Annotated in this window: 29 protein-coding genes; 13 read left to right on the forward strand and 16 right to left on the reverse strand. The window is 70.3% G+C overall.

From position 1 onward, the window contains the following. Positions 1-768 precede the first annotated feature (768 nt). The gene (locus tag AB0B66_RS38300; RefSeq protein WP_360539577.1) at positions 769-1053 is read left to right on the forward strand and encodes a hypothetical protein; all 285 of its coding nucleotides are present in this window, start codon (positions 769-771) and stop codon (positions 1051-1053) included. Between the two features lie 8 nt (positions 1054-1061). Here AB0B66_RS38300 and AB0B66_RS38305 read toward each other — a convergent pair whose 3' ends face one another. Both AB0B66_RS38305 and AB0B66_RS38310 read right to left on the reverse strand, forming a co-directional pair. Further along, positions 1062-1445, reverse strand: a complete 384-nt coding sequence (locus AB0B66_RS38305) for a hypothetical protein (RefSeq protein ID WP_360539579.1) — start codon at positions 1443-1445, stop codon at positions 1062-1064. Beyond that, entirely contained in the window at positions 1442-1633 is a 192-nt protein-coding gene (locus AB0B66_RS38310; RefSeq protein WP_360539581.1) for a hypothetical protein, read from the reverse strand. Before AB0B66_RS38310 ends, AB0B66_RS38305 begins: the two co-directional genes overlap by 4 nt. A gap of 341 nt (positions 1634-1974) precedes the next feature. On the opposite strand from AB0B66_RS38310, the gene AB0B66_RS38315 reads away from it, so the two are divergent. The 3 genes from AB0B66_RS38315 to AB0B66_RS38325 all read left to right on the forward strand — a co-directional run bounded on the left by AB0B66_RS38315 (position 1975) and on the right by AB0B66_RS38325 (position 3623). Continuing rightward, positions 1975-2202 carry a hypothetical protein gene (locus AB0B66_RS38315; RefSeq protein ID WP_360539583.1) on the forward strand — a complete coding sequence of 76 codons (228 nt, stop codon included), beginning with the start codon at positions 1975-1977 and terminating at the stop codon, positions 2200-2202. Positions 2203-2435: 233 nt separating this feature from the next. Continuing rightward, positions 2436-3119 (forward strand): hypothetical protein, encoded by a 684-nt coding sequence (locus tag AB0B66_RS38320; protein WP_360539585.1) that lies wholly within the window; start codon positions 2436-2438, stop codon positions 3117-3119. Between the two features lie 75 nt (positions 3120-3194). Further along, positions 3195-3623, forward strand: coding sequence for a hypothetical protein (locus AB0B66_RS38325; protein WP_360539587.1), 429 nt, complete (start codon positions 3195-3197; stop codon positions 3621-3623). Between the two features lie 13 nt (positions 3624-3636). On the opposite strand, the gene AB0B66_RS38330 is transcribed toward AB0B66_RS38325, so the two are convergent. The 4 genes from AB0B66_RS38330 to AB0B66_RS38345 form a co-directional block, all read right to left on the reverse strand. Beyond that, positions 3637-3834 (reverse strand): hypothetical protein, encoded by a 198-nt coding sequence (locus AB0B66_RS38330; RefSeq protein WP_360539589.1) that lies wholly within the window; start codon positions 3832-3834, stop codon positions 3637-3639. 2 nt (positions 3835-3836) lie between these two features. Then, positions 3837-4223: a hypothetical protein gene (locus AB0B66_RS38335; RefSeq protein WP_360539591.1), complete on the reverse strand. Its 387-nt coding sequence runs from the start codon at positions 4221-4223 to the stop codon at positions 3837-3839. Between the two features lie 513 nt (positions 4224-4736). Continuing rightward, entirely contained in the window at positions 4737-5288 is a 552-nt protein-coding gene (locus tag AB0B66_RS38340) for a hypothetical protein (protein ID WP_360539593.1), read from the reverse strand. Positions 5289-5429: 141 nt separating this feature from the next. Next, the gene (locus AB0B66_RS38345; protein ID WP_360539595.1) at positions 5430-5609 is read right to left on the reverse strand and encodes a hypothetical protein; all 180 of its coding nucleotides are present in this window, start codon (positions 5607-5609) and stop codon (positions 5430-5432) included. Between the two features lie 249 nt (positions 5610-5858). Here AB0B66_RS38345 and AB0B66_RS38350 point away from each other — a divergent pair, with 249 nt between their 5' ends. Continuing rightward, positions 5859-7016 (forward strand): hypothetical protein, encoded by a 1158-nt coding sequence (locus tag AB0B66_RS38350; RefSeq protein ID WP_360539597.1) that lies wholly within the window; start codon positions 5859-5861, stop codon positions 7014-7016. 50 nt (positions 7017-7066) lie between these two features. On the opposite strand, the gene AB0B66_RS38355 is transcribed toward AB0B66_RS38350, so the two are convergent. Beyond that, a complete protein-coding gene (locus AB0B66_RS38355; RefSeq protein ID WP_360539599.1) occupies positions 7067-7630 on the reverse strand; it encodes a helix-turn-helix transcriptional regulator in 564 nt (187 codons plus the stop codon). A gap of 37 nt (positions 7631-7667) precedes the next feature. Then, positions 7668-8120, reverse strand: a complete 453-nt coding sequence (locus tag AB0B66_RS38360) for a DNA-directed RNA polymerase subunit alpha C-terminal domain-containing protein (RefSeq protein ID WP_360539601.1) — start codon at positions 8118-8120, stop codon at positions 7668-7670. 108 nt (positions 8121-8228) lie between these two features. Between AB0B66_RS38360 and AB0B66_RS38365 the strand changes: the two genes are divergently transcribed. Next, the gene (locus tag AB0B66_RS38365; protein WP_360539603.1) at positions 8229-8480 is read left to right on the forward strand and encodes a hypothetical protein; all 252 of its coding nucleotides are present in this window, start codon (positions 8229-8231) and stop codon (positions 8478-8480) included. 13 nt (positions 8481-8493) lie between these two features. On the opposite strand, the gene AB0B66_RS38370 is transcribed toward AB0B66_RS38365, so the two are convergent. After that, positions 8494-8931: a hypothetical protein gene (locus AB0B66_RS38370; RefSeq protein ID WP_360539605.1), complete on the reverse strand. Its 438-nt coding sequence runs from the start codon at positions 8929-8931 to the stop codon at positions 8494-8496. A 237-nt stretch (positions 8932-9168) separates the two neighbouring features. On the opposite strand from AB0B66_RS38370, the gene AB0B66_RS38375 reads away from it, so the two are divergent. After that, the gene (locus AB0B66_RS38375; protein ID WP_360539607.1) at positions 9169-9393 is read left to right on the forward strand and encodes a hypothetical protein; all 225 of its coding nucleotides are present in this window, start codon (positions 9169-9171) and stop codon (positions 9391-9393) included. Between the two features lie 133 nt (positions 9394-9526). Here the strand turns inward: AB0B66_RS38375 and AB0B66_RS38380 are convergent, their stop codons facing one another. Together AB0B66_RS38380 and AB0B66_RS38385 are read right to left on the reverse strand one after the other, a co-directional pair. Beyond that, positions 9527-9796 (reverse strand): hypothetical protein, encoded by a 270-nt coding sequence (locus AB0B66_RS38380; RefSeq protein ID WP_360539609.1) that lies wholly within the window; start codon positions 9794-9796, stop codon positions 9527-9529. Between the two features lie 982 nt (positions 9797-10778). Beyond that, entirely contained in the window at positions 10779-10964 is a 186-nt protein-coding gene (locus AB0B66_RS38385; protein ID WP_360539611.1) for a hypothetical protein, read from the reverse strand. 2 nt (positions 10965-10966) lie between these two features. On the opposite strand from AB0B66_RS38385, the gene AB0B66_RS38390 reads away from it, so the two are divergent. Then, positions 10967-11302 (forward strand): hypothetical protein, encoded by a 336-nt coding sequence (locus tag AB0B66_RS38390; RefSeq protein WP_360539612.1) that lies wholly within the window; start codon positions 10967-10969, stop codon positions 11300-11302. A gap of 68 nt (positions 11303-11370) precedes the next feature. On the opposite strand, the gene AB0B66_RS38395 is transcribed toward AB0B66_RS38390, so the two are convergent. Both AB0B66_RS38395 and AB0B66_RS38400 read right to left on the reverse strand, forming a co-directional pair. After that, a complete protein-coding gene (locus tag AB0B66_RS38395; protein WP_360539614.1) occupies positions 11371-11499 on the reverse strand; it encodes a hypothetical protein in 129 nt (42 codons plus the stop codon). Between the two features lie 61 nt (positions 11500-11560). Further along, complete coding sequence (locus AB0B66_RS38400; RefSeq protein WP_360539616.1) at positions 11561-12136, reverse strand: hypothetical protein; 576 nt, start codon at positions 12134-12136, stop codon at positions 11561-11563. A gap of 89 nt (positions 12137-12225) precedes the next feature. Here AB0B66_RS38400 and AB0B66_RS38405 point away from each other — a divergent pair, with 89 nt between their 5' ends. Both AB0B66_RS38405 and AB0B66_RS38410 read left to right on the forward strand, forming a co-directional pair. After that, positions 12226-13539 carry a hypothetical protein gene (locus AB0B66_RS38405; RefSeq protein WP_360539618.1) on the forward strand — a complete coding sequence of 438 codons (1314 nt, stop codon included), beginning with the start codon at positions 12226-12228 and terminating at the stop codon, positions 13537-13539. Next, the gene (locus AB0B66_RS38410) at positions 13536-14264 is read left to right on the forward strand and encodes a hypothetical protein (RefSeq protein ID WP_360539620.1); all 729 of its coding nucleotides are present in this window, start codon (positions 13536-13538) and stop codon (positions 14262-14264) included. The genes AB0B66_RS38405 and AB0B66_RS38410 overlap by 4 nt, the downstream gene beginning before the upstream one ends. 9 nt (positions 14265-14273) lie before the next feature. Here AB0B66_RS38410 and AB0B66_RS38415 read toward each other — a convergent pair whose 3' ends face one another. From AB0B66_RS38415 to AB0B66_RS38425, 3 genes are all read right to left on the reverse strand, one after another. Beyond that, positions 14274-14678 carry a GNAT family N-acetyltransferase gene (locus AB0B66_RS38415; protein ID WP_360539622.1) on the reverse strand — a complete coding sequence of 135 codons (405 nt, stop codon included), beginning with the start codon at positions 14676-14678 and terminating at the stop codon, positions 14274-14276. A 47-nt stretch (positions 14679-14725) separates the two neighbouring features. Continuing rightward, positions 14726-15277, reverse strand: coding sequence for a hypothetical protein (locus AB0B66_RS38420; RefSeq protein WP_360539624.1), 552 nt, complete (start codon positions 15275-15277; stop codon positions 14726-14728). 250 nt (positions 15278-15527) lie between these two features. Then, on the reverse strand, positions 15528-16244 hold the full coding sequence (locus AB0B66_RS38425) for a bacterial transcriptional activator domain-containing protein (RefSeq protein ID WP_360539626.1): 717 nt from the start codon (positions 16242-16244) through the stop codon (positions 15528-15530). A 42-nt stretch (positions 16245-16286) separates the two neighbouring features. Here AB0B66_RS38425 and AB0B66_RS38430 point away from each other — a divergent pair, with 42 nt between their 5' ends. From AB0B66_RS38430 to AB0B66_RS38440, 3 genes are all read left to right on the forward strand, one after another. Then, a complete protein-coding gene (locus AB0B66_RS38430) occupies positions 16287-16577 on the forward strand; it encodes a hypothetical protein (protein ID WP_360539628.1) in 291 nt (96 codons plus the stop codon). Positions 16578-16784: 207 nt separating this feature from the next. Beyond that, positions 16785-17648, forward strand: coding sequence for an IS5 family transposase (locus AB0B66_RS38435; protein ID WP_360539727.1), 864 nt, complete (start codon positions 16785-16787; stop codon positions 17646-17648). Beyond that, positions 17645-18481: a recombinase family protein gene (locus tag AB0B66_RS38440; protein WP_360539630.1), complete on the forward strand. Its 837-nt coding sequence runs from the start codon at positions 17645-17647 to the stop codon at positions 18479-18481. The genes AB0B66_RS38435 and AB0B66_RS38440 overlap by 4 nt, the downstream gene beginning before the upstream one ends. The last annotated feature ends 64 nt before the right edge of the window (positions 18482-18545 follow it).

Genomic DNA, 18545 nt, shown 5'->3' on the forward strand with positions numbered 1-18545 from the left:
CCGTCTCGGTTGCCGTCTGCCCGACGCGCGTCGCGTCGTTGTCGGGGTCGAGATCCGGCCGGTCGTCGTTGCGGAGCGCTGCGCGTAGGCGGCGGCCGCCCCCCTTCGCTCCGCTCAGGATCCGGCCCTTCGGGCCGGGGATCCCACTTCGTGGGATCTGTTCGCGAAGCGAAGTCTGTTCAGTTGCTCTGTCCCTTCGGGACGGTGCCTTCGGCACCTAGTTAGCTCATGCGAGTCACCCTACCTTCTGGCCGTCCAATCCCTAGCTTTGACACTTCGGCCCCTTCGGGGCCGAGCTGGCCGGCCCTTCGGTCCGGAGTCGTCAGAACCGTTGCTATTATTGGATTACCGGTATTCCTAATCTGATAGTCGAGCTGAGGTTCGGGTACTGCGGAGAACGCCTGTAGAGGCTTGCCGGGGAGGCTCTCGCCGACCGGTTTTCCTTGCCTTCGAATCGGTCGGGAACGGCAGCGATGGTGCTTGCTGTGCGGAAGTGCGTGACGGCAGGATGTCGTCACGATCAAATGGATTGAGTCAGCCAGCATCCGGTGAGCGTGTTCAAGGTCCGGGTGGAGCGGGTGTTGGGCGCAGGCCCGTTCTGCGAGATCGGCGGCCGCGCGTCATGGCGTATCTGCTGATCGCGGTCGCTTGGCCCGCCGCAATGGCACAGTCGCGATGTCTCCGACCCATCGCCGTCGAATCGGGGTTGGCATCCAACCGGGGCTACCACTCAGGCAATCTCACCTGCCTGGTCCAGGTGACTACGCGGTGGCCGTTCAACCGCTCGCCTTCCACCCCACCCTGCCGCTGCTGGCGAACGGCACCAGCGGCTGCGACCGCCGCGGTGAGTCTTCGACGCCGACCATCCAGCAACTGCGCTCGACGTCCACGCCGACTTCGTCGCCTACCACACAGGCGGGCGAGCTGGTCATCCTGCGTGCCGAAGACGGCACGGTGCTGATGCGGCAGCAGCTGCAGGTCAACGACCATATGGTCGCGCCATCGTCACACCGATCAGCCAGTGACGGCCGGGCACAACCGGGGCGTAGCTGACTCTCAGGTCAGAACGGGATGATCGGGCCACCATCGGCCAGGCCCGCATAAAGGCCGGGCTGGTTGGTCAGCACCGAGCAGTCCAGGTCGTACGCCGCAAGTACGGCCGACGCGGCGTCCAGACGGCCGACAATGTCGCACGTGACCGCGAGAGCCCGCCAGTCCGTGGGCCACGGGGACAGAACCACGACGGCGCTATGGTCGGCGAGCAGGTCAAGCCGGTCGGTGTCAGCGACACTACGCGCAGCTTCCACAAGACAAAGGATCGGCAGGCCCACGGCGGCACCCTCATCGGCTACCTCGGCGATCACCTCGCCGACGTCGATCGAGCCAAGAGTAAACGCCTTGATAGCCCCAGCGTCCAGGATGACCCGGACCGGACGGTCGCTCACGCGGCGTCGGCGGTCGACAGGCCCAGTTGCGCCCGCCACTCTTGGCGCCGCTGCGGGGTGCGCTGGCTGGCCGCAGCGGCCAGGCGGCGACGAGCGCGGGCCTTACCCGCATCGGTTACCTCGATACCGACGGCAGCGAGCAACGCCGCGGTGTCGTCGCGGGTGTCGGAGGTGCCGCTGGTCGCCATGTGGCCAGGGTACCGCGACCCCGACATGCAGTCACCCAGCTGGCCAGGGACGAACGGCGTGCCACCCCCAGAGATCCACCAAACGGCTGATCAGCGGCTTCGAGCAGCGTGACCGGCTGCCCGAGCCGGTGGAGGCGGTCATCCGCGAGGTGCTGCAGGGCCGGTATCTGACCAAGCAGCGGCGCACGGTTGCGCCAGTGCATCGGGAGGTCACACCCGATCGGCCCAGGTGAGCCGGACGACCAGCTCATCCGGTCCTATCTGGGCCGCCGATATCCGCCGGCGTCGACGTCGACCACCGCTAGGACGACCGAGCAGGGGGCACAGCTCCAGCGGTAGCGGTGCAGGTGTTCGTGATCAGCGACCAGGTACCGCTGATGATCCTGATGACCGGTGGACCGGCGTTCCAGCGCCGCCCTGAATGGGCCGCCACCGAAGTTGGCCGGCGCGATCGTAAAGTACGGCGCGTGAGCATCTGCGGGTCGAAGGTCAACGGGCCTGCTCACAGCAGCATTGTCCCGGCCGGGGAGTTCCGCGAGCCGCAGGCGACGGCCTCGACCCGCGCATGAGCCGCAGCAGCCCGGCCGCCTTGTCGGCCGCGACCACGAGGGCCGCCAGCACGCGATCGGCTACGCCTACCGGCCCGCGCTGCCCGTCCAGTCGCTGCAGCAGCTGCCCCGCCTGCAGGCATGGTTGTGGTACCGCTCGGACCCGCCGCTGCTCGTGCAGACGCCCCCGGCCGGATCGTGCCCGCCTACCAGCAGATCACCGGCTGGACCCCGACCCGGGCGCCGGTGAGCGCATGACCCGCGTCTGCCCGAACTGCTCCACCGCCGCGACCGTCACCGCGTCGAAGTTCTGCCGCGCCTGCGGCCACCCCCTGCCCGTCGACGACCCGCAGCCCTCCGCGCCCCCAGCCTGCCCGGCGAGCGCGCTGGCACGCCGCCGCGCTGCTGCGGTGGCGCCCACGGACCCGCCGCGCCCGCATCGCCTGGCCGCCGCCCTCGCCGCGGTGGTGGCCGGCACCGGTGTGGCGCTGTGGAGCGGGCAGACCGTGTTCTACCCGCCCGAACAGCCCGTGCACGACTGGTTCGCGGCGCTGGCCGCCCACGACACCGCCGCCGCCCGGGACCTGGCCGGCGGCGTCGGCGCGCTGGCCGATGACGGGCTGGCCACCGGCTACACCCCACCGGACGACGTGACGATCGGCGAGGTCATCTACGGCCGGGCCACCGACGACACCCGTCGCCCGAACCGGTCGACCGCCTCTGTCGCGGTCACCTACCGCGTCGGTGCCACCCTGGTCGAGGCGTCCATCGAGGTACACCGCGACCGCGCCGGCCCCGTGCGGCCCTGGTCGCTGGGAGCCGGGATCACCGCCCCGGTCGACGTCGTCAGCCCCGTCGTCAAGCAGGCCCGCCTCGGCGGAGCCGACGTGCGCACCATCGCCGCGCCCCGCACCTCCGGCACCGACGGCGCGGTCTAGGCACCACCCGGGCTCTACACCGTCACCGCGCCCAGCGACGACCCGCTGTTCGCAGCCGCGCCGACCACCCTGGCCGTGCACGCCGGCCAGCACAGCCTCGACACGACGACTAGCGTCACGCTGCAGCTGACCGCCCGGCCCGAAGCCGTCGAGCAGATCAGCGCCCAGATCCGCGCCACCCTCGACACCTGCGCCGGCAGCACCGACCTGTCCCCCACCGGCTACTCCGACTTGGACGCCCTCGGCGCGACCGACGTCACCTGGCAGATCATCACCTACCCGAAGATCATCCTGGAGCAGGCCGACAACCAGTACGAGGCAGGCGGCCTGGCCGACGTCGTCACGCTCACCCCCGGCAAAACTCAGGCGACCTTCACCCGCCGCGGCGTCACCCAGACCCGCACCGTGCAGATCACCCCCGGCGGAGCCGTGAGCGTGCTGGCCGACGGCGAGCTGTGCTGGAACGCCACCCGCTCCGCGCTGGCCTGCGGCGACATGGAGTGACCGGGGCAGCTTGTCAGACGGCGCGTAGCGACGGCGTGGCTGCTCGGTGAGGGCTCGGGCAGCGCGGCCCGGCGCCCAGCGGCAGGCGGACCGTGGCCTGGCGCGGCCGCCCGGCAGCGCCACGGCCACGGGAGCTGACGTCCAGGTCGACGTAGCGCAACCGGCCGTAGCCGGTCCCCAGGCCGTGCCAGCGCCGCCCGTCCACCGACACCGTCAGGTCGGCACCCGGCCAGTCCGCGAGGGTGGCAGCAGGACCGTGCCCCGTTGGCGTGCTCGCGCGGTCAGGCTGGCGGCCAGCCGATTGCCCGGAGGTGTGGGCGGGGCCAGTATCACTACGTCGAAGCCGTCGATCAGCGCCGCAGCCACGTCGGCCCAGCGATCCCCCGGGTGCGGCACCAGCGCGAAGCGGTCCAGGGCTACGCCGGACTCCGCCGCGGCCGCCATACCCAGGCTCGGATAGCCCACCGCCGCGCACCACGACCCCTGCGCCGAAGCCTGGCCGATCAGCGCCAGCAGCAGCATCGCCGAGTCGGTCACCGACACCACCGCACCGCGCCGCAGTCCCCGCCAGGGCGGCAGCCCGGCGAACTCGTCAGCCACCGGCAGCGCCGGGGCCGGTCGCAGCGTCTGCTCGGCGGCCGCCGCAGTCCGACACCGGCTGCAGCAGCGCGGCCGTGTTCTGCCGCCCGGCGGCCCGCTCGCGGACCAGCTCTAACGCGCGCCCGACGTCGCCAGCACCGACACGCACCCCGGCTGGCGTGCGAAGCGCTTCAGCGGCCATCACGGACTTCTGCGTGCGTGCGACTGCAGCCAAGGATGCCGTATCGAACATGTGTTCGATACCGTCTAGCATATAGGCGCAGGTCAAGCCCTACAGCCCCGCTCGCGGCGGATGGATTCGCCGGGCCCGCCGCCCGGCTACGCGAAGCGGGCGAGCCCGGCAGTCCTCCAGCTGGCGCAGCATCAGGTCGGCCTCGCGGCGCTCGCCGGCACAGAGGCTTCCGAGCAGTCGCAGTCCTTCACGACACCCCTAACGCAACCCGGCCGATGTCCGTTTCGCCGGGTGCTGCGTAGTAGATTCGCTAACCCGTAACAGCAGGCATATCGGGCTGGTCATCCGCGGCCGGTCGGCAGCGGTGCCGTCTGTCCTGACTCCTGCCACCGGTCGACGCCTGTGAGCTCGATGATTCTCTTGACCTCGTTCATGGCGGGCACGATCGCAGCGACCTTGAACAGTCGCGCCTCCAGCAGCGTGGCCATCGGCATGCCGAGCTCCTTGACCACGCGGGCCTGCTCGGACTGCGTCCGTCGCGACATCATCAGCCCTCGCACGCACATGATGTACCGCAGCACCATGTCGCGGTGGCGCCAGCGGTACACCGCGGCGTACTCGCCCGCTTGGTCGAACAACTGCTCGGTCAGCTCTCGCATCCGGGCGTAGTTGCGCCGCCGGTCCTCACGGATCTGCTCCTGGATGGTTGGGGCCAGGTCGCGCGGCAGGTCCTCGGCGATCCACGAGGCGCACAGCGACAGTTGCACCACCAGGCCGACCAGTTCGCGCCGAACGGTCAAGCCCTCGCTTCGCGCGTCGACCCACGGCTTCAACAGCAGATGGATCACCAACCATGTCACCACCGCAGTGGCGAGCCCGCCGAGAAACGTCACGCGCTGAGCATAGGAATCGGGCACCGCCGCGCCGGCCGGACACGCGCCAGTCACTCGCCGGGGGGCCTTCGTCTTCTGAAAGCCTAAGCGTGAGGCAGCGGCTGAACGTGTGGCGGGTGAGTGGGACCTGATGAAGCCAGATCAACGACGTTCGTCCTCAAGTAGGGCGTGTAGGCCGAGCGCGACGGTGAACAGTAGTCCGACGGCCTCGACCCAGCCCTCCTTGTCGTAGGCGACCGCTGCGGCGATGCACGCCGCCGTAACGATGATCAAAGTCCGCAGGCTCAGCAGCGGGCGGCCGCCGCCAACCGGTTGTTCCATTCTGTTCCACTCCAGCCTTGGGGCCTTGAGTCCACGACACCTGGAGCGGTGTCGGCGGATCGGTGATCCACGCTGGAAAGCATCGAGCGGCTGACACGGCGCGCACAAGATCAACGGACATGCCCGGCGAAGCTGGTAGGTGCGCGTACGATGCCGGACAGCAAGGCAACGCCGGACGTCGCCGGACAGCGGCGGACAGTCCCGGACGGGCGCGGAAGGCATGGGAGGCGGAAGATCATGGTGTCGGAGGTGGACGATGAGACACCCTCGCCTGAAACCATCCAGAGTTTAGCCGATCTGACCCGAGAGCTGCGGCGGGTGCGGATCTGGGCCGGAGAGCCGTCGTTTCGGGATCTGAAGAAACGCGCAGCTGGCGTCCAGCCCAAGGGCAGGCACCTGCCGTCGTCGACGGCCCATGACCTGCTTGAAGGCAAGCGCATGCCCAAGCAGGAGATCATGGAGACGTACTTGCTGGCGTGCGGCGTCGAAGACCTCAGGCCGTGGATCAAGGCATGGCGGCGGTTGAAGGAAGACCAACGCGGCCTGGCGCGGGCCATACCCGCACCACGCACAGCGCCACCAGCGCCACCCGCCCAGACGACGTTCGACGCCGTCGACCTGGCGGTCATGCCCGTTGCCGCGGCAGCGCAGGAACTGGATGCAATGACGGCCGAGCATGCCCGGACCGCGCTGGCCAAGATGAGCCCGCAGGAGGCTGGCGAACGCATCGCCCTGATGGGCCGGGCGCACGCCGCCGAGGTGTTGGCGCGCATGGATGAGAGCAAGGCTGTGAACCTGCTCAAGGCCGTGCCGAAGATGGCGGCCAAGGGGGCGCTGCTGGAACTGCTGCCCGACGACGTCGCTGGCAAGCTGCTGAACAAGTGGGGTGCCGGTCGCCACGACTTGTTCGGGCACATGCCGCCCCACGAGGCGCTGCGGCTGCTGCGGACGCTGCCCGCAGTCGAGCGTGAACCTCTCCTGCGCGACATCGCACAGCCCACGCAGACCCGGATGGTGGAGCTAATGCCCCTTGAGCAGGTCAGCGTCCTGCTCAACAATCCCCAGTTCTTCGGTTCGGCAACGTCGTGGCTGGACCGTACCGACGCGGCCACCGCAGCCCGGTGGCTGACCCTCCTCGACGCGAGTCGGGCAGGTGTAATGCTGGGAGAGATCAGCGACAAGAGCTTCACCGAAGTCGCCGCGCACAGTACCGACGAGGTCATCTTCCCAGCGGCCAACGTCATGATGCAGAAGAAGCCCACGAAGCTGTTGCTGTTGGGCATGGACCGCGTCTTTCGGCTCCTCGACCAGATGGGCAACCGCCACGAACGCAGGACCCTGGCTCAGGCGCTCCTTCGGCAAGCCCCAGACCAAGCGGCCCGCAACAAATTGACCAAGTACATCTGACGCCACCGGCACCCACGGACGCCCCATGGGCGCCGAGAGTCGGTCACCAGTCACGTGGCCTGTAGCACGCTGGCCTGGCCGCGCTGCTCCAGCGGCCGGGCATCGCGGGTCGCCGCAGCCGCGCGCACCAGGTCGGGCAGCACCCCCGCAAGCTCCCGGTAGCGGCACACGTCCAGGTCCCGGCGCGCGGCGGTGATCCGCCTGCCCAGCTCGGGCAGGGTGACCGGCTCGGCCGACCGGGGCAACCCGAACAACAAGTCGTCGAGCCCGGCGGAGATGCCCTGCTCAGCCAGGGCGGGCACCGGCACCAGCGCCAGCCCGGCCCACCCGGCGAACTGGCCGAGCACCTGCCGCCGGTCGGCCCGGGGGCCGTTGAGGCCGAACAGCCGCGGTGCCGCATCGAGCGCGTCGGCCAGCCGCCGCAGCACGTCGACGTCGGCCAGCCTCCGGTTGCCGGTCTCCATGCGGCTGAGCTGCGACTTGGAGTAGCCGAGCCGGGCTGCGGCCTGCTCCAGGGTCCAGCCGTGGGCCTGCCGGTGGATCCGCAGCACGGTGCCGTAGTCCCGGGCGGCCGCCGCCGCTTCGGCCGCCTCCAGATCCCGCTCACTCAACATGCCACCACTGTGCGGGGTGGGCACCCCCGATGCAACGCTACCGGCCGGTGGCCTGCCAGTAGTGAGCCAGCGCCCGGGTGATCTGCTGGCGGGTCTGCGGCCCCATCCGGGGCAGCTCGCCGATCCGCTCCTGGCTGGTGGCCGTCAACTTCTCCACCGTGTCGATGCCCGCGCGCATCAGGATGTTGTACGCCCGCACGCCCAGCTGCTCCCAGATCTCCCCCAGCGGCGTGGCCGCCGTGGAGTCCAGCGGCCACACCCTCGGGGCGGTCGCCTCGATCGCCTCGGCCACCGGTGCCGCCGAGATCTCCGTCCCGGCCAGCGGCACGCCGCCGCCGTCGACGGCGACCCGCGTCGGTGACCACACCAGCTCGCCGGCGCGCTGCTCGCCGGTCCACGTCACGACGACCGCCCAGGCCCCCGCGCCGTCGCCGCGGTCCCACGCGAACACGCGCTCCACGGTCAGCAGTTCCGAACGCTCGGCAAGCACCAGCCGATGCTACGCACCGCCGCCACTCGTCCCACCGCAGCTCGGCCACTCGGCCAGAACACGCGAACAGGCGTGCGAAGCACGACCATTGAGGTGCAGGATCGGCGGATGAGTGTGGACCACGGGGAACTGATGAACATGGCCACGACCTACCTGCGTACCCGGCCCGAGCACGCCGGCGACATAGCGGCCTGGCTCGCCTGGACGCTGCCGCGCGACGTAGACGCCGTCACCGCCGCGCCAGCCGACGTCGCCGCGTTCTGCGCTGGCACCGGCCGCGGCCGCGACTGGGCAGCTTCCTGGCGGCGGCCTTGCCGCGATCGCTTGGCCTACGCCGACAGCGTTGCCCAACCGGACTGACTCGCCCGGCTGGTCAGGACACCGGCGCCCACACGACCTGCTCGACCGCGTCGGAGATGTCCTCACCGGGCACGAGCGTGCACAGCCAGCGCTCGTCGGTGAACGGCCACGGCGCCTGCGGACGGTACTGGCGGGCGTGGCGGCCGCCGCCGTGGGCCTCGGGACGGTCGCAGATGTCGTCCAGGTCGTCGCCGTCCGGGCAGTTCATCGCCACCACCCACTCGCGTACACCGTCGCGCCGGTCCCAGCGGATCCACAGCTGCGCCATCTCCCGCTCGGCGAACACGGCCAGGTCCTCGTGCAGGCCGTCGTGGTCGTTGGGCAGGTGGCAGCGCAGGACCCCGGGAACGTAGTCGTACCGGCCCGGGTGGTCGGCCATCCGCCGCACGTCGTCAGCAGTGGGGCGGAGAGCGTGCAGGCACACATCGGCCCAGCGCAGCACATCGGTCACCGCGCCAGCCTCCTACGCCGACACCGCGCCCGGCAACACGCGCGTGGAGCAGCTCCCCTATGCCTCTGCGAACGCCTCCCCTAGCTCGACCCCGCCGACCTGCACCAGCGCGATGCCCTGCACGGTTCCTCTGGCCTCACCGCCGCGCGGCGGCACGGTCCTTGACGGGGCGACGCATCCCGCCGTACCCCCGTGCACTTCGGGCCATCCGCGCGTTCATCCGGCTACAGTTCCCCGGTGAGCAGCGAAGTCCTCGAAGACCACGACGGCTTGACCAAAGCCTGTTACATCAACGGCCACACCCTGCGCGAGATCTTCGCGGAGGCCGCGACCTGGGTAGCAGCCAACGACGGTCTGTACATCGACGGCATCACCCTGGAGAACCTGCGCGAGGGCGAAGACGAACTCGGCTTCAAGCACCAACTCAAGATCTTCTACACACTCTTCTCCATGCCCACGTAAAGCGCGCTCAGTGGCTGGTGACTCTGCTCAACTTCGCGACTGCCAGGCCGCAGCCGTCGACCCAGCCCGCGGCGCATAGCTTCGCCATCTGGTCCTACGTCCTGACCGATCCGGACGTGCTCCTGAGTCAACGCTAGAATCCGTAGTTCCCCTGAGCGGTTTGGTCACGAAAGCTCTGTCTCGTCCGCTCGGCCACCTCGGGGTTGACGCTGTCGAGAACATGGAGCGTCTGCTGCGCGATCCCGAACGCGGCGGACCAGATGGCTACGATCGTCCGATGATCGTCGGGCAACGCTGCGTCGAGTTCGGCAACCCGGCGTTCATCGCCTACCGCCCAGGCATCCAGGCGGTCGAGCACAAACGTCGTCGCACGGGCAAGAAGATCATTGTCCTGTTGGTCCATCGGATTCCTCCTTCGTGTCGGTATAGGCCAAACGCGCCAACGGCCCTGCGCGGCACGGTGATCTTGTCCGGTAACGATCGTCCGCGAGACACGGAGATCAACTAGCGTTCGCCCTGGCCGGATATGTAACGCAACCCGTGTCCGCGTCTTTGCCGCCAAGGGTGGCTGTCCCCGGCCGAGACGCGCTGGGCCAAACGGCTGAACGCGGCGTTCACCGTCGAACTGGACGCCGCCGGCAACGTCGCCGGGCAGCCGACGGCCATCGCAGTGGACCTGCAGGACCCGCAGCCCTGAACGGGTTCACGCCGGGGGACCGTACCAGCAGGGCGGATTCCGGGTACGCGCCGACCGGGGCCGCAGGGCGCCGACGCGGTGAGCCCGGGCGCCGCCGTGGTCGCGGTCGTCGACGTCCTGTCGTTCACCACCGCGCCGACCGTCGCAACCGGCCTCGGCGTCCAGGAACTGGCCCACCCGCGGCGGGACGCGAGCGCCTCCCCGGTACGCCCGGCGCCACGACGCGCTGCAGGAGGTCGGCCGTCGCGAAGTCGACGAACGGCATCCGGTCAGCCTGCCGCCGACCGCGATCCGGTCGGCGCCGGGACCGGCGCGGCTGGTGCTGCCGTCGCCGAACGGTTCGGCGATCACGTCGCGGCTCGCCGAAACGGCCGCCGCCGCCATCGGGGTGTCGCCGCGCACCACCGCCGCCGCGGCGCGGCCGGCCGGCGACCCGGACGCGGTGGCGGCCGGGGTCGCCGCCGGCGAGCACCGGCGGGCCGATGACCCGCTGCGCCCGACGGCGCAGGACCCGTGGAGCGCAGGAGCGTCACATTCCAGATGGAAGCGGTCGGGACGGCGGGCGCACCGCGGTCGACACCAACGCGGGTTGGTCAGGTCCCTATCCGGGGTGGGCACGCTGGGCCGTCGCCGTGACCGGCGCCGGCGGCGAGATCGTGGCCGGCGGGGCGCTCCGGCATCGGTTCGCTCAGATGCTCGTTGCGCAGGTGATCGCCGCGCCGCCGGCGGGACACGTGCTCACGGTAGAGGATCTTGTGCAAGTAGCGTCGGGTGTGTCGATCCGGGCTTTGCGCCGGCCGAGCGCGAGTGTGAGCAACGCATTCTGCGGCAGGTCCTCGGCGGCGCGGTGGTCGCCGGTGAGCAGGTACGCCACCCGTGACCACCGGCCGGGCCGCGCAGATCGCCCAGTCCATCACCCACCCGACCGAGCAGGCGCGGGCGCTGACCGCGGCAGCCAAGGCAGCGGCCGCTCTCGGCGACTCCGACCGGGCACGACGGCTGGCCGCCGACGCCGAGCAGGCCGCCCGATCCATCACCAACCCGAACCTGCAGGCGCAGGCGCTCAGCGCAGTGGCGGAGATCCTCGATCCGACAGCAGCATGTTGGCTTTTGGGCGAGGCGTTCGCGATGGGCAGTTGGTGGTCGCCGTTGTCTGCGGTCGCGCGGGTGGCGCCGGAGGTGGTGCCTGCTCGCACCGGTCGAATTCGTTGACGATGCTCAGATCGACCAGCGGACACAGCCTGTCTGCCGTGAGGGTGCGGACCGCACCGTCGAAGCGGTCATGCGGTCGCCGGGTTGCGGCCAACGGCCGCCAGGTCGCCTTGCGCAGGCAGGCGGCATACCGATGCACGAGTTGTTCGGCCGCCGACGGCGGCGCGCAGCAGGGTCTTCACGTTCTCGGCGCCCATGGGCAGCCCCTGCGGGCGTGCCGTGGCGGACGTCAGCGGCGTGTGGGCGAGCTCATCGGCGTCAGGGGCGGGCGGCCCGCCAGGACCAGCTGGTGCGGCGGGGGTGACCGGGCAGGCCGCCACGCCCGGTGCACCACAGCAGCACGTCGGCAGGGTCACCGGCGGGAGCGTCGGGCAACAGCCGGTGCAGGATCAGCGCGGCGAGCTCGCCCGCGATGGCCCAGGACGGGTCGAGACTGCGGGTGATGTCGTGGGTGTGCGGCGGTGTCTCGGCCGTGCCCATCGCGGCGAAGCCGCTCGGGTCGCCGGGGCCCAGTGCCAGGCGCGCACGTCCGGGTCGGCGGCGGCGAGCACGGCGGCCGGCAGCCCGCCTGCTGCGGTGACGGTCTGCAGCAGCTGCGCGGGGCCGGCCGTGGGCGGCACGGTCAGGGCGCAGGGCGCGTGGGCGTCGGCGGGGGCGGCAGCGGGCCGGGGGCGCGTACGCGGTGAGGTCGTGGGCGATGTGCGCGGCGGTGTCGTGGCAGGTCCAGTCGAGCGGCCCGGCCGGCACGGACCAGCCAGCGGCTGCGTGCGGGCAGAGCACATCCTGCGGGCTTCGCAGAGCCAGACGGCCCTGCGGGGGACCGGGATCACGCATGCGTGCACTCTGCCGCCGCCCGCAAGGGCCGCGACAGCCGGTCGCCGGGTTGGTGAACATGCCCCGCGCGGGGGCTAGTGTGTCCGGCTATGGGAGCCGCCTACAAAGCCGTCCAACTCGGGGCGGACATGCTCATGACGGATGGCGAGGTCATCCACCCGGTCCCGCCGGGCGTCTACGAGCAGGGTCTCGGGTCGGTGGCGGCCCGGCTGGCCGATCGGTTCGACGACGAGGGTGTCGTCATGGTGGACCTGGACGCGGCCCGCGCGATGCGCCTGCCCACGACCCGTGACGAGCTGGCCGCCGTCGCCGGCGACCACGACCTGCTGCGCGAGATCCGGTCGCAGGGCTGGCAGGTGAGCAAGCTCGGGGACTGGACGACGATCCGGCGCGAAGGGCTCACGTTGCGGGTCGGGATCCTGCCCGCGATCGAACCGGCGACGTTCCCGCTGCTCGACCCCGACCCCGCCGACGGCATGGGCACCTTGACGTCCCTGGCGCTGTGGCACCGGGTGACGGGCAGCGCGTACCACGGCACGACCGGGATCGCCGGCACGGCTGTTCTCAGCAGTGTCACGACGGTCGGCGTGAAGAAACTCCAGCCGACATGGAAACCCAAGATCGAACTGGTGCCCGGGTTCGAGGACGACTTCCACGCCGAGCACTTCCGCGCTCCCGCGTCCGGGATGAAGTTCGCCCACGCCTACGACGCGAACCGCGCCTACATCGCGGCCGCCGCCAACGCCATCGTCGCGCCGTGGCAGCTGAAGCAGGGCGGGGTCAAGTTCGACCCGAAGATGGGCGGCTGGTGGCTGTGCGAACTGTCGCCGTGGAACGACAAGCGGATGCCGGACCCGGCAGGCTATTCACAGGAGAAAGGACCGCGCTGGATCTCCACCGCGACGGTCGCGCTGCTGCAGCAGTTGACGGAGGAAGGCGTCTACGGCGGGGTGCGGATCAAGGACAGCCGCGTTTCCGCCGGGTCGGAACTGCTGCGGCCCTGGGCGTGGAAGATGCGCGACGCCTACGCGGCCGCCGCCGGGGCCAGCGACGACCCGCGCGACGCCGACCGGGTCCTCAAAGCGCTCAAGGAAGCCGGCCGCAAGACGCTCGGCATGCTCGCCAGCGAAACGAACTGGATCCACCGGCCGGACTGGTGGTACTCCATCATCGCCACAGACCGGGCCAACCGCTGGCGCAAGATGTGGAAGACCGGCCGGGAACAGAACCGCTGGCCGCTGTGGATCGACGTGGACAACGTGTGGTATGCCTCCGATGTCGAGGACGGCACCGCGGCGATTCCTGCCGGCTGGAATCTCGACCCGACCGGGATGAAGCTCGGGGCGTACAAGCACAAGGCGACCCGGAAGAGCCGCGTCACGGGAAATGAGAGTGGGAAATGAGCGGGCTGGGTGACCGCCTGGTCAACATCATGCGGGGCCGCGAAGTCCGGCAACCTCCGATGACGTTCCGGGAGAAGGCGGAGGAACTGCGGCGTACCGCCGGTGTCACCAAGGGCGCCAAGATCGCGGGGGTCGACCGGCGTACGTTCCAGCGCTGGTTCGAGAAGTGGAACGCCGGGCAGGATCCGAAGCCGCGCAAGCACTCGCTGGACAAGCTGGACTTCGGCGTACGCCGGGCGTGGGTCGCCACCGCGCCGCCCGACGGGGCCGTGGTGCTCAGCGTGAAAGACCGCAACGACACGGCGCGCGCGGTCCGCACGATCACCGCCAAGCAGCTCAAGCTCGCCCCCGGCACGATGACCCGGGTCGCGGACGTCTACGTGGCCACGGGCGACGCCGAAGCGGCCGCCGCCGCGTTCCTGGCGGGTGTACAGGACCGCTTCTACCGCCGGTGGCTCACGCCCCCTCGTAGCGACCGGGACACGGCCGCGTGGGAGCGCACAGGGGGCACCGGCGCCGTGTCGGCCGGGGCCGCTACGGCAGCCGGGCTCGTCCCCGGCCCTCGGCACGCCGAGGGCGAGGACGAGTTCGCGGAGGAGGGTCTGGACGTGCTGGCCGGGCCGGAGGTGCCGGAGACGGCCTACGACGAGTTCATGGACGCCATCTATGACGAGAGCGTGGCGGAGATCCCCGACGAGGACGTGTACGGCGGCGATGTCCAGTAGGGCCGCTGTTCAGGTGGACGGTAGGGCGATCAGGCCGGCGGCGGTGGGGCGGAAGCCGCACGCTTCGAGGTAGAAGCCGCGCAGGTGTTCCTCGAAGTCGACGTGCAGCCACTCGCAGCCGGCCGCGCCTGCTTGGCGTGCCGCCTCGGCGATCAGTCCGGTGCCGACGCCGTGGCGGCGCGCGTCCGCGGCGACGACGGTGTCGAGCACGAACGCGTGTCCTGACCCGTCCCGGGCGACGTTGACCCAGCCGACGAGGCGGTCGCCGTCGCGGGCGTTGACCCAGCCGAGGCTGTGCCGGTCGACCTGGGCCCGCCAGTCGTGGGCGGACGGTTCGCGGTCGAACCCGGCGGCGTGCAGGTGCTCGACCTCTGAGTTGTCGAAGCCGCCGCGCCAGGTGAAGGTGATGGCCATGGGTGCGCACGATAGGGCCTGTCGGCGCTTGGCCCCAACCACTTTCCTCAGCGCAGGTCGCGGACGGCCACGCCGGGTGCGTGGTGGTGCACGGCGGTCGTGAGGCGGTCGAGGTCGAGCCGCCAGCCGTTGACAGCGCGGGCGGTGCTGATCAGGCGCGGGTCGGGTGCGCCGGAGACGGCGTAGCCGAAACCGGCCATCAGTTTTGCCGCCGGGCTGGTGGGTGTGCCGCGCAGAGGCGGCGCGTCACGCGGTCGCAGCACGCCGACGTAGGGCAGGTTCTTGGCCAGTTGCTGACGCCACAGCACCACCGCCTCGACCTCGGTCCAGGGTACGTGGATTGTGGTGGCGGCGTAGCGCAGCGGCGAGCCGCCCAGGGTGATGCCGGTGCCGTCGACGCGCAGGGCGACCTTGCGGCTGAACGTGGCGACGAGCATGACGACGCCGCCGACGCCGAACAGGGCCAGGGTGAGGATGCGGGTGAGCGCCTCGAGCGGCACGAGCAGCGCGGCGGCGGTGAACAGGAAGCAGACGGCGATGACGAGGATCGTCTTGGGAACGGGTCTGTAGCGTTCCTCGTACACATCGGATGGGGTCATGGGCGCTCATCATGCCAGCGACGGGCCGCGGGCCGGGGGGAACGGATATGCGGCCCGCAATGGTCTGCTTGTTCGGGGAGGTCAGGAGGCGGCCCGGTCGGCCTGGGGCGGCGGCGCAGGGTGCTGTCGGTCAGGGCCGGCGGGCGCCAGGCGCCGTCCGGGAGGTGCAGGTTCACGCCGGGGCGGGACGGGCATGGCGGTCGTTGGGGAGGCCGAAACGGAAGTGCTGCCGTACCGACGCGTGAGCGCCTCACCGACGCCGGTGGGGATTCGTGGCGGCTGCTGTCCTCGAGGTCGGCAGGCTGGCTCGTTTCGATCCAGGTGCCGTTGTGGTAGCCGAGGCTGCGGCTTGGATGAGACGGGCCGTGTCGTGGTCGGTTACAGCGTCCAGTTCCTCGAGTGCGGCCTGGTATCTGCCAATCGCTGCGTGAGTGCGGTCTGGTTGGCCAGCCTTTTGCCAGGTTCGGAGCGTCTGCCGGAAGACGGCGGTGTTGGCTGGCGACAGTTCGCATGCCCGGTCGAGCAACTCGCCGGCCTCTGCGGGCGTCGGGCTCATCTGTGCGAGAGCTACGAGGATGTCCATCACTTTGCTGGTGAAGGCGTTCTGGTGAGGTTCTATCCAGTCGTAATCGGTGCCTTCGGCCAGTAGCCCGGTGTGCAGAGCCAGTGCTTGGCGTAGGTGGTGTTGCCTGGTTTGGGGTTCGGTGGTTTGGGCGGCGGCGTCGAGGTGGGTGTTGAACTGCCAGAGGTCGACGTCGACGAGGTCGGGGTCGAGGCGGTAGCGGCCGCCGGGGTTGGGGACGGCGTTGCGGGTGGGGTCGGCGCTGGCTCGGCGGATTCCGTTGCGTAGGTCGGCGATGGTGACGGCGAATCGTTCTTCGGCGCGTCGGAGGGTCGCGTCGGGGAACAGCAGTTCCCACAGGTCGGTTTTGGCGATGTGGGTGCGCTCGATGGCGAGCAGGACCATGGTCTGGGTGGCTGCGGTGCGTAGGCCGGTGATGGGTTGGCCGTGTCGGTCGAGGATCCGCGGCACCCCGATGATCTTTATCTGGGTACGGTCGCAGGCCTGCTGTGGTGGCTGCGGGCGCGGTTGGGTGTCGGCGGCCGGCGCGGCCGGGGGTTGTGTGTGGCTGGTGGGCGGGTTGGTGATGTCCAGCAGTTGCCTCGTGCTGTCGGCGTCGAGGGTGGCCAGGCGGGTGCCGCGGCTGGTGGTGCCGTCGGTGTCGACGGTGATGGTGTCGGCGGTTGGGTGGGCGGCGAGCAGGACTGCGCCGATGTTGCTGTCGGCGGCGACCGGTAGGAGCGCGTCGAGGACTTTGTCGTGGCCTTCGCTGCTGTCCAGTAGCAGGACGGTGGCCGGTGGTGTTGGGGGTTCGTCGAGGTCGTGGGTTAGCGCGTGTGTCGAAGTCGTTAGGTGTCGATGATCGATAAGGAACGAGGTCTCCGGTAAAGGGTTCAGCGACCAAGCAGAACCTGAAATACCGGAGACCTCGTGGCCACCCTAGCGGTGACGAGGCGGCACGATCTCACCGACGCGCAGTGGGCGGCCCTGGAGCCGCTGCTACCGATCAGCGTGCGGGCAGGTCGGCCGTCGGCATGGACGAAACGGCAGCTCATCGACGGTATCCGGTGGCGGGTACGGGTAGGTGCGCCGTGGCGCGACGTACCCGACTGCTACGGATCCTGGCCGGCGGTGTACGGGCTGTTCCGGCGGTGGCAGCGGGCCGGAGTGTGGCTCGGGATAGTGACCGCGTTGCAGGCCAGGGCCGATGCGGCCGGGTTGATCGGCTGGGACGTCAGCGTCGATTCCACGACCGCGCGGGCTCATCAGCATGCCGCCGGTGCCCGCCGCGACGGCGGTGCGCAGATCGAGCCGCCTGTCGGCGAACCAGCCGATCACGCGTTGGGCCGGTCTCGTGGCGGCTATTCCACCAAGCTGCATCTGGCCTGCGAACAGGGCCAGAAGCCGTTGTCGATGCTGGTCACCGCCGGACAGGCCGGCGACAGTCCCCAGTTTGCGGCCGTGCTGGCCGGTATCCGCGTTCCGCGGTCGGGACCCGGCCGGCCCCGCACGAGGCCGGACCGGGTCCTTGCCGATAAGGCCTACAGCAGCCGCGCCAACCGTGATCTGCTGCGCCGACGTGGGATCAAGGCCACCATCCCGATCCCGGCCGACCAGGCCGGCCACCGCCATCGACGGGGCCAGGCCGGCGGCCGACCGCCGACGTTCGACCCGGTCGTCTACCGCCAGCGTCACGCTGTCGAGTGCGGCATCAACCGGCTCAAACGGCACCGAGCCATGGCCACCAGGTATGACAAGCTCGCCGTCCACTACCTGGCCACGGTCCACATCACCGCGATCAACGAGTGACTACACGCACTTCGATACACGACCTAGCCAAGCGGCTCGACGTCCGGGTGCCCGCCGACCGCAACCCCGGCCAGCCCTGGCGGCCCGGCACCCCGCCGCCCGGCCCGGCATCCGACAAGAGCGGCAAGGGCGCTGACATCCGCGTAGGCTACGCCCGGTGCTCGCACCTGAAGCAGGAACTGGAGGCGCAGCTGGACGCGCTGGAGGCACACGGCATCCCCCGCGACAAGATCTTCTCGGAGAAGATCAGCACCCGGATCAAGGTGCGCCCCAAGTTCGAGGCGGCGCTGACCGCCGCCCGCGACATCAAGGCCCACGCCCCGCATTGCCGAGTGATCTTCACCGTCTACGAGATGAAGCGGCTCGGGCGCGACGCGGCCGAGCTGACCGCCCTGGCCGACCACCTCACCGCGCACGGCCTCATCCTGGAAATGCTGGGCGGCTCGCTGCCCGGCATCTACGACCCCGAGTCACCAGCAGGCAAAATGCTGTTCGGCTTCTTCGCGGGCATGGCCGAGATCGAGCGCGAAGGCATCCGCGAAGGCACGCTCGACGGCCTGGACACCGCCGCGCGCAAGGGCCGCTTCGGGGGCCGACCGAAGGTCATCACCGACGACATGATCCACACGGTGCTGCGCCGCCGGGCCAACGGCGAGACCGTCGAACAGATCGCACCTGACCTGGTCATCGCTTCCGGCAGCCGACGCGGACAGTCGCCCAGCGTAGCCAGCATCTACCGGGCACTCGCGGAACACCGCCGCGCCGAGGCCCACCCCGATGCCGTCCGCCAGGCGCATGAGGACTTCGCCGCTCTCACAGTGCCCGCAAAGTAGTAGTGCACAAGAGTGCGGCCATCCGTGCAGTCGACCTCGGAACCGACAAGATGCCGAGATCCTG

Source organism: Catellatospora sp. NPDC049111, from assembly GCF_040648615.1.
Taxonomy (GTDB): domain Bacteria; phylum Actinomycetota; class Actinomycetes; order Mycobacteriales; family Micromonosporaceae; genus Catellatospora; species Catellatospora aurea.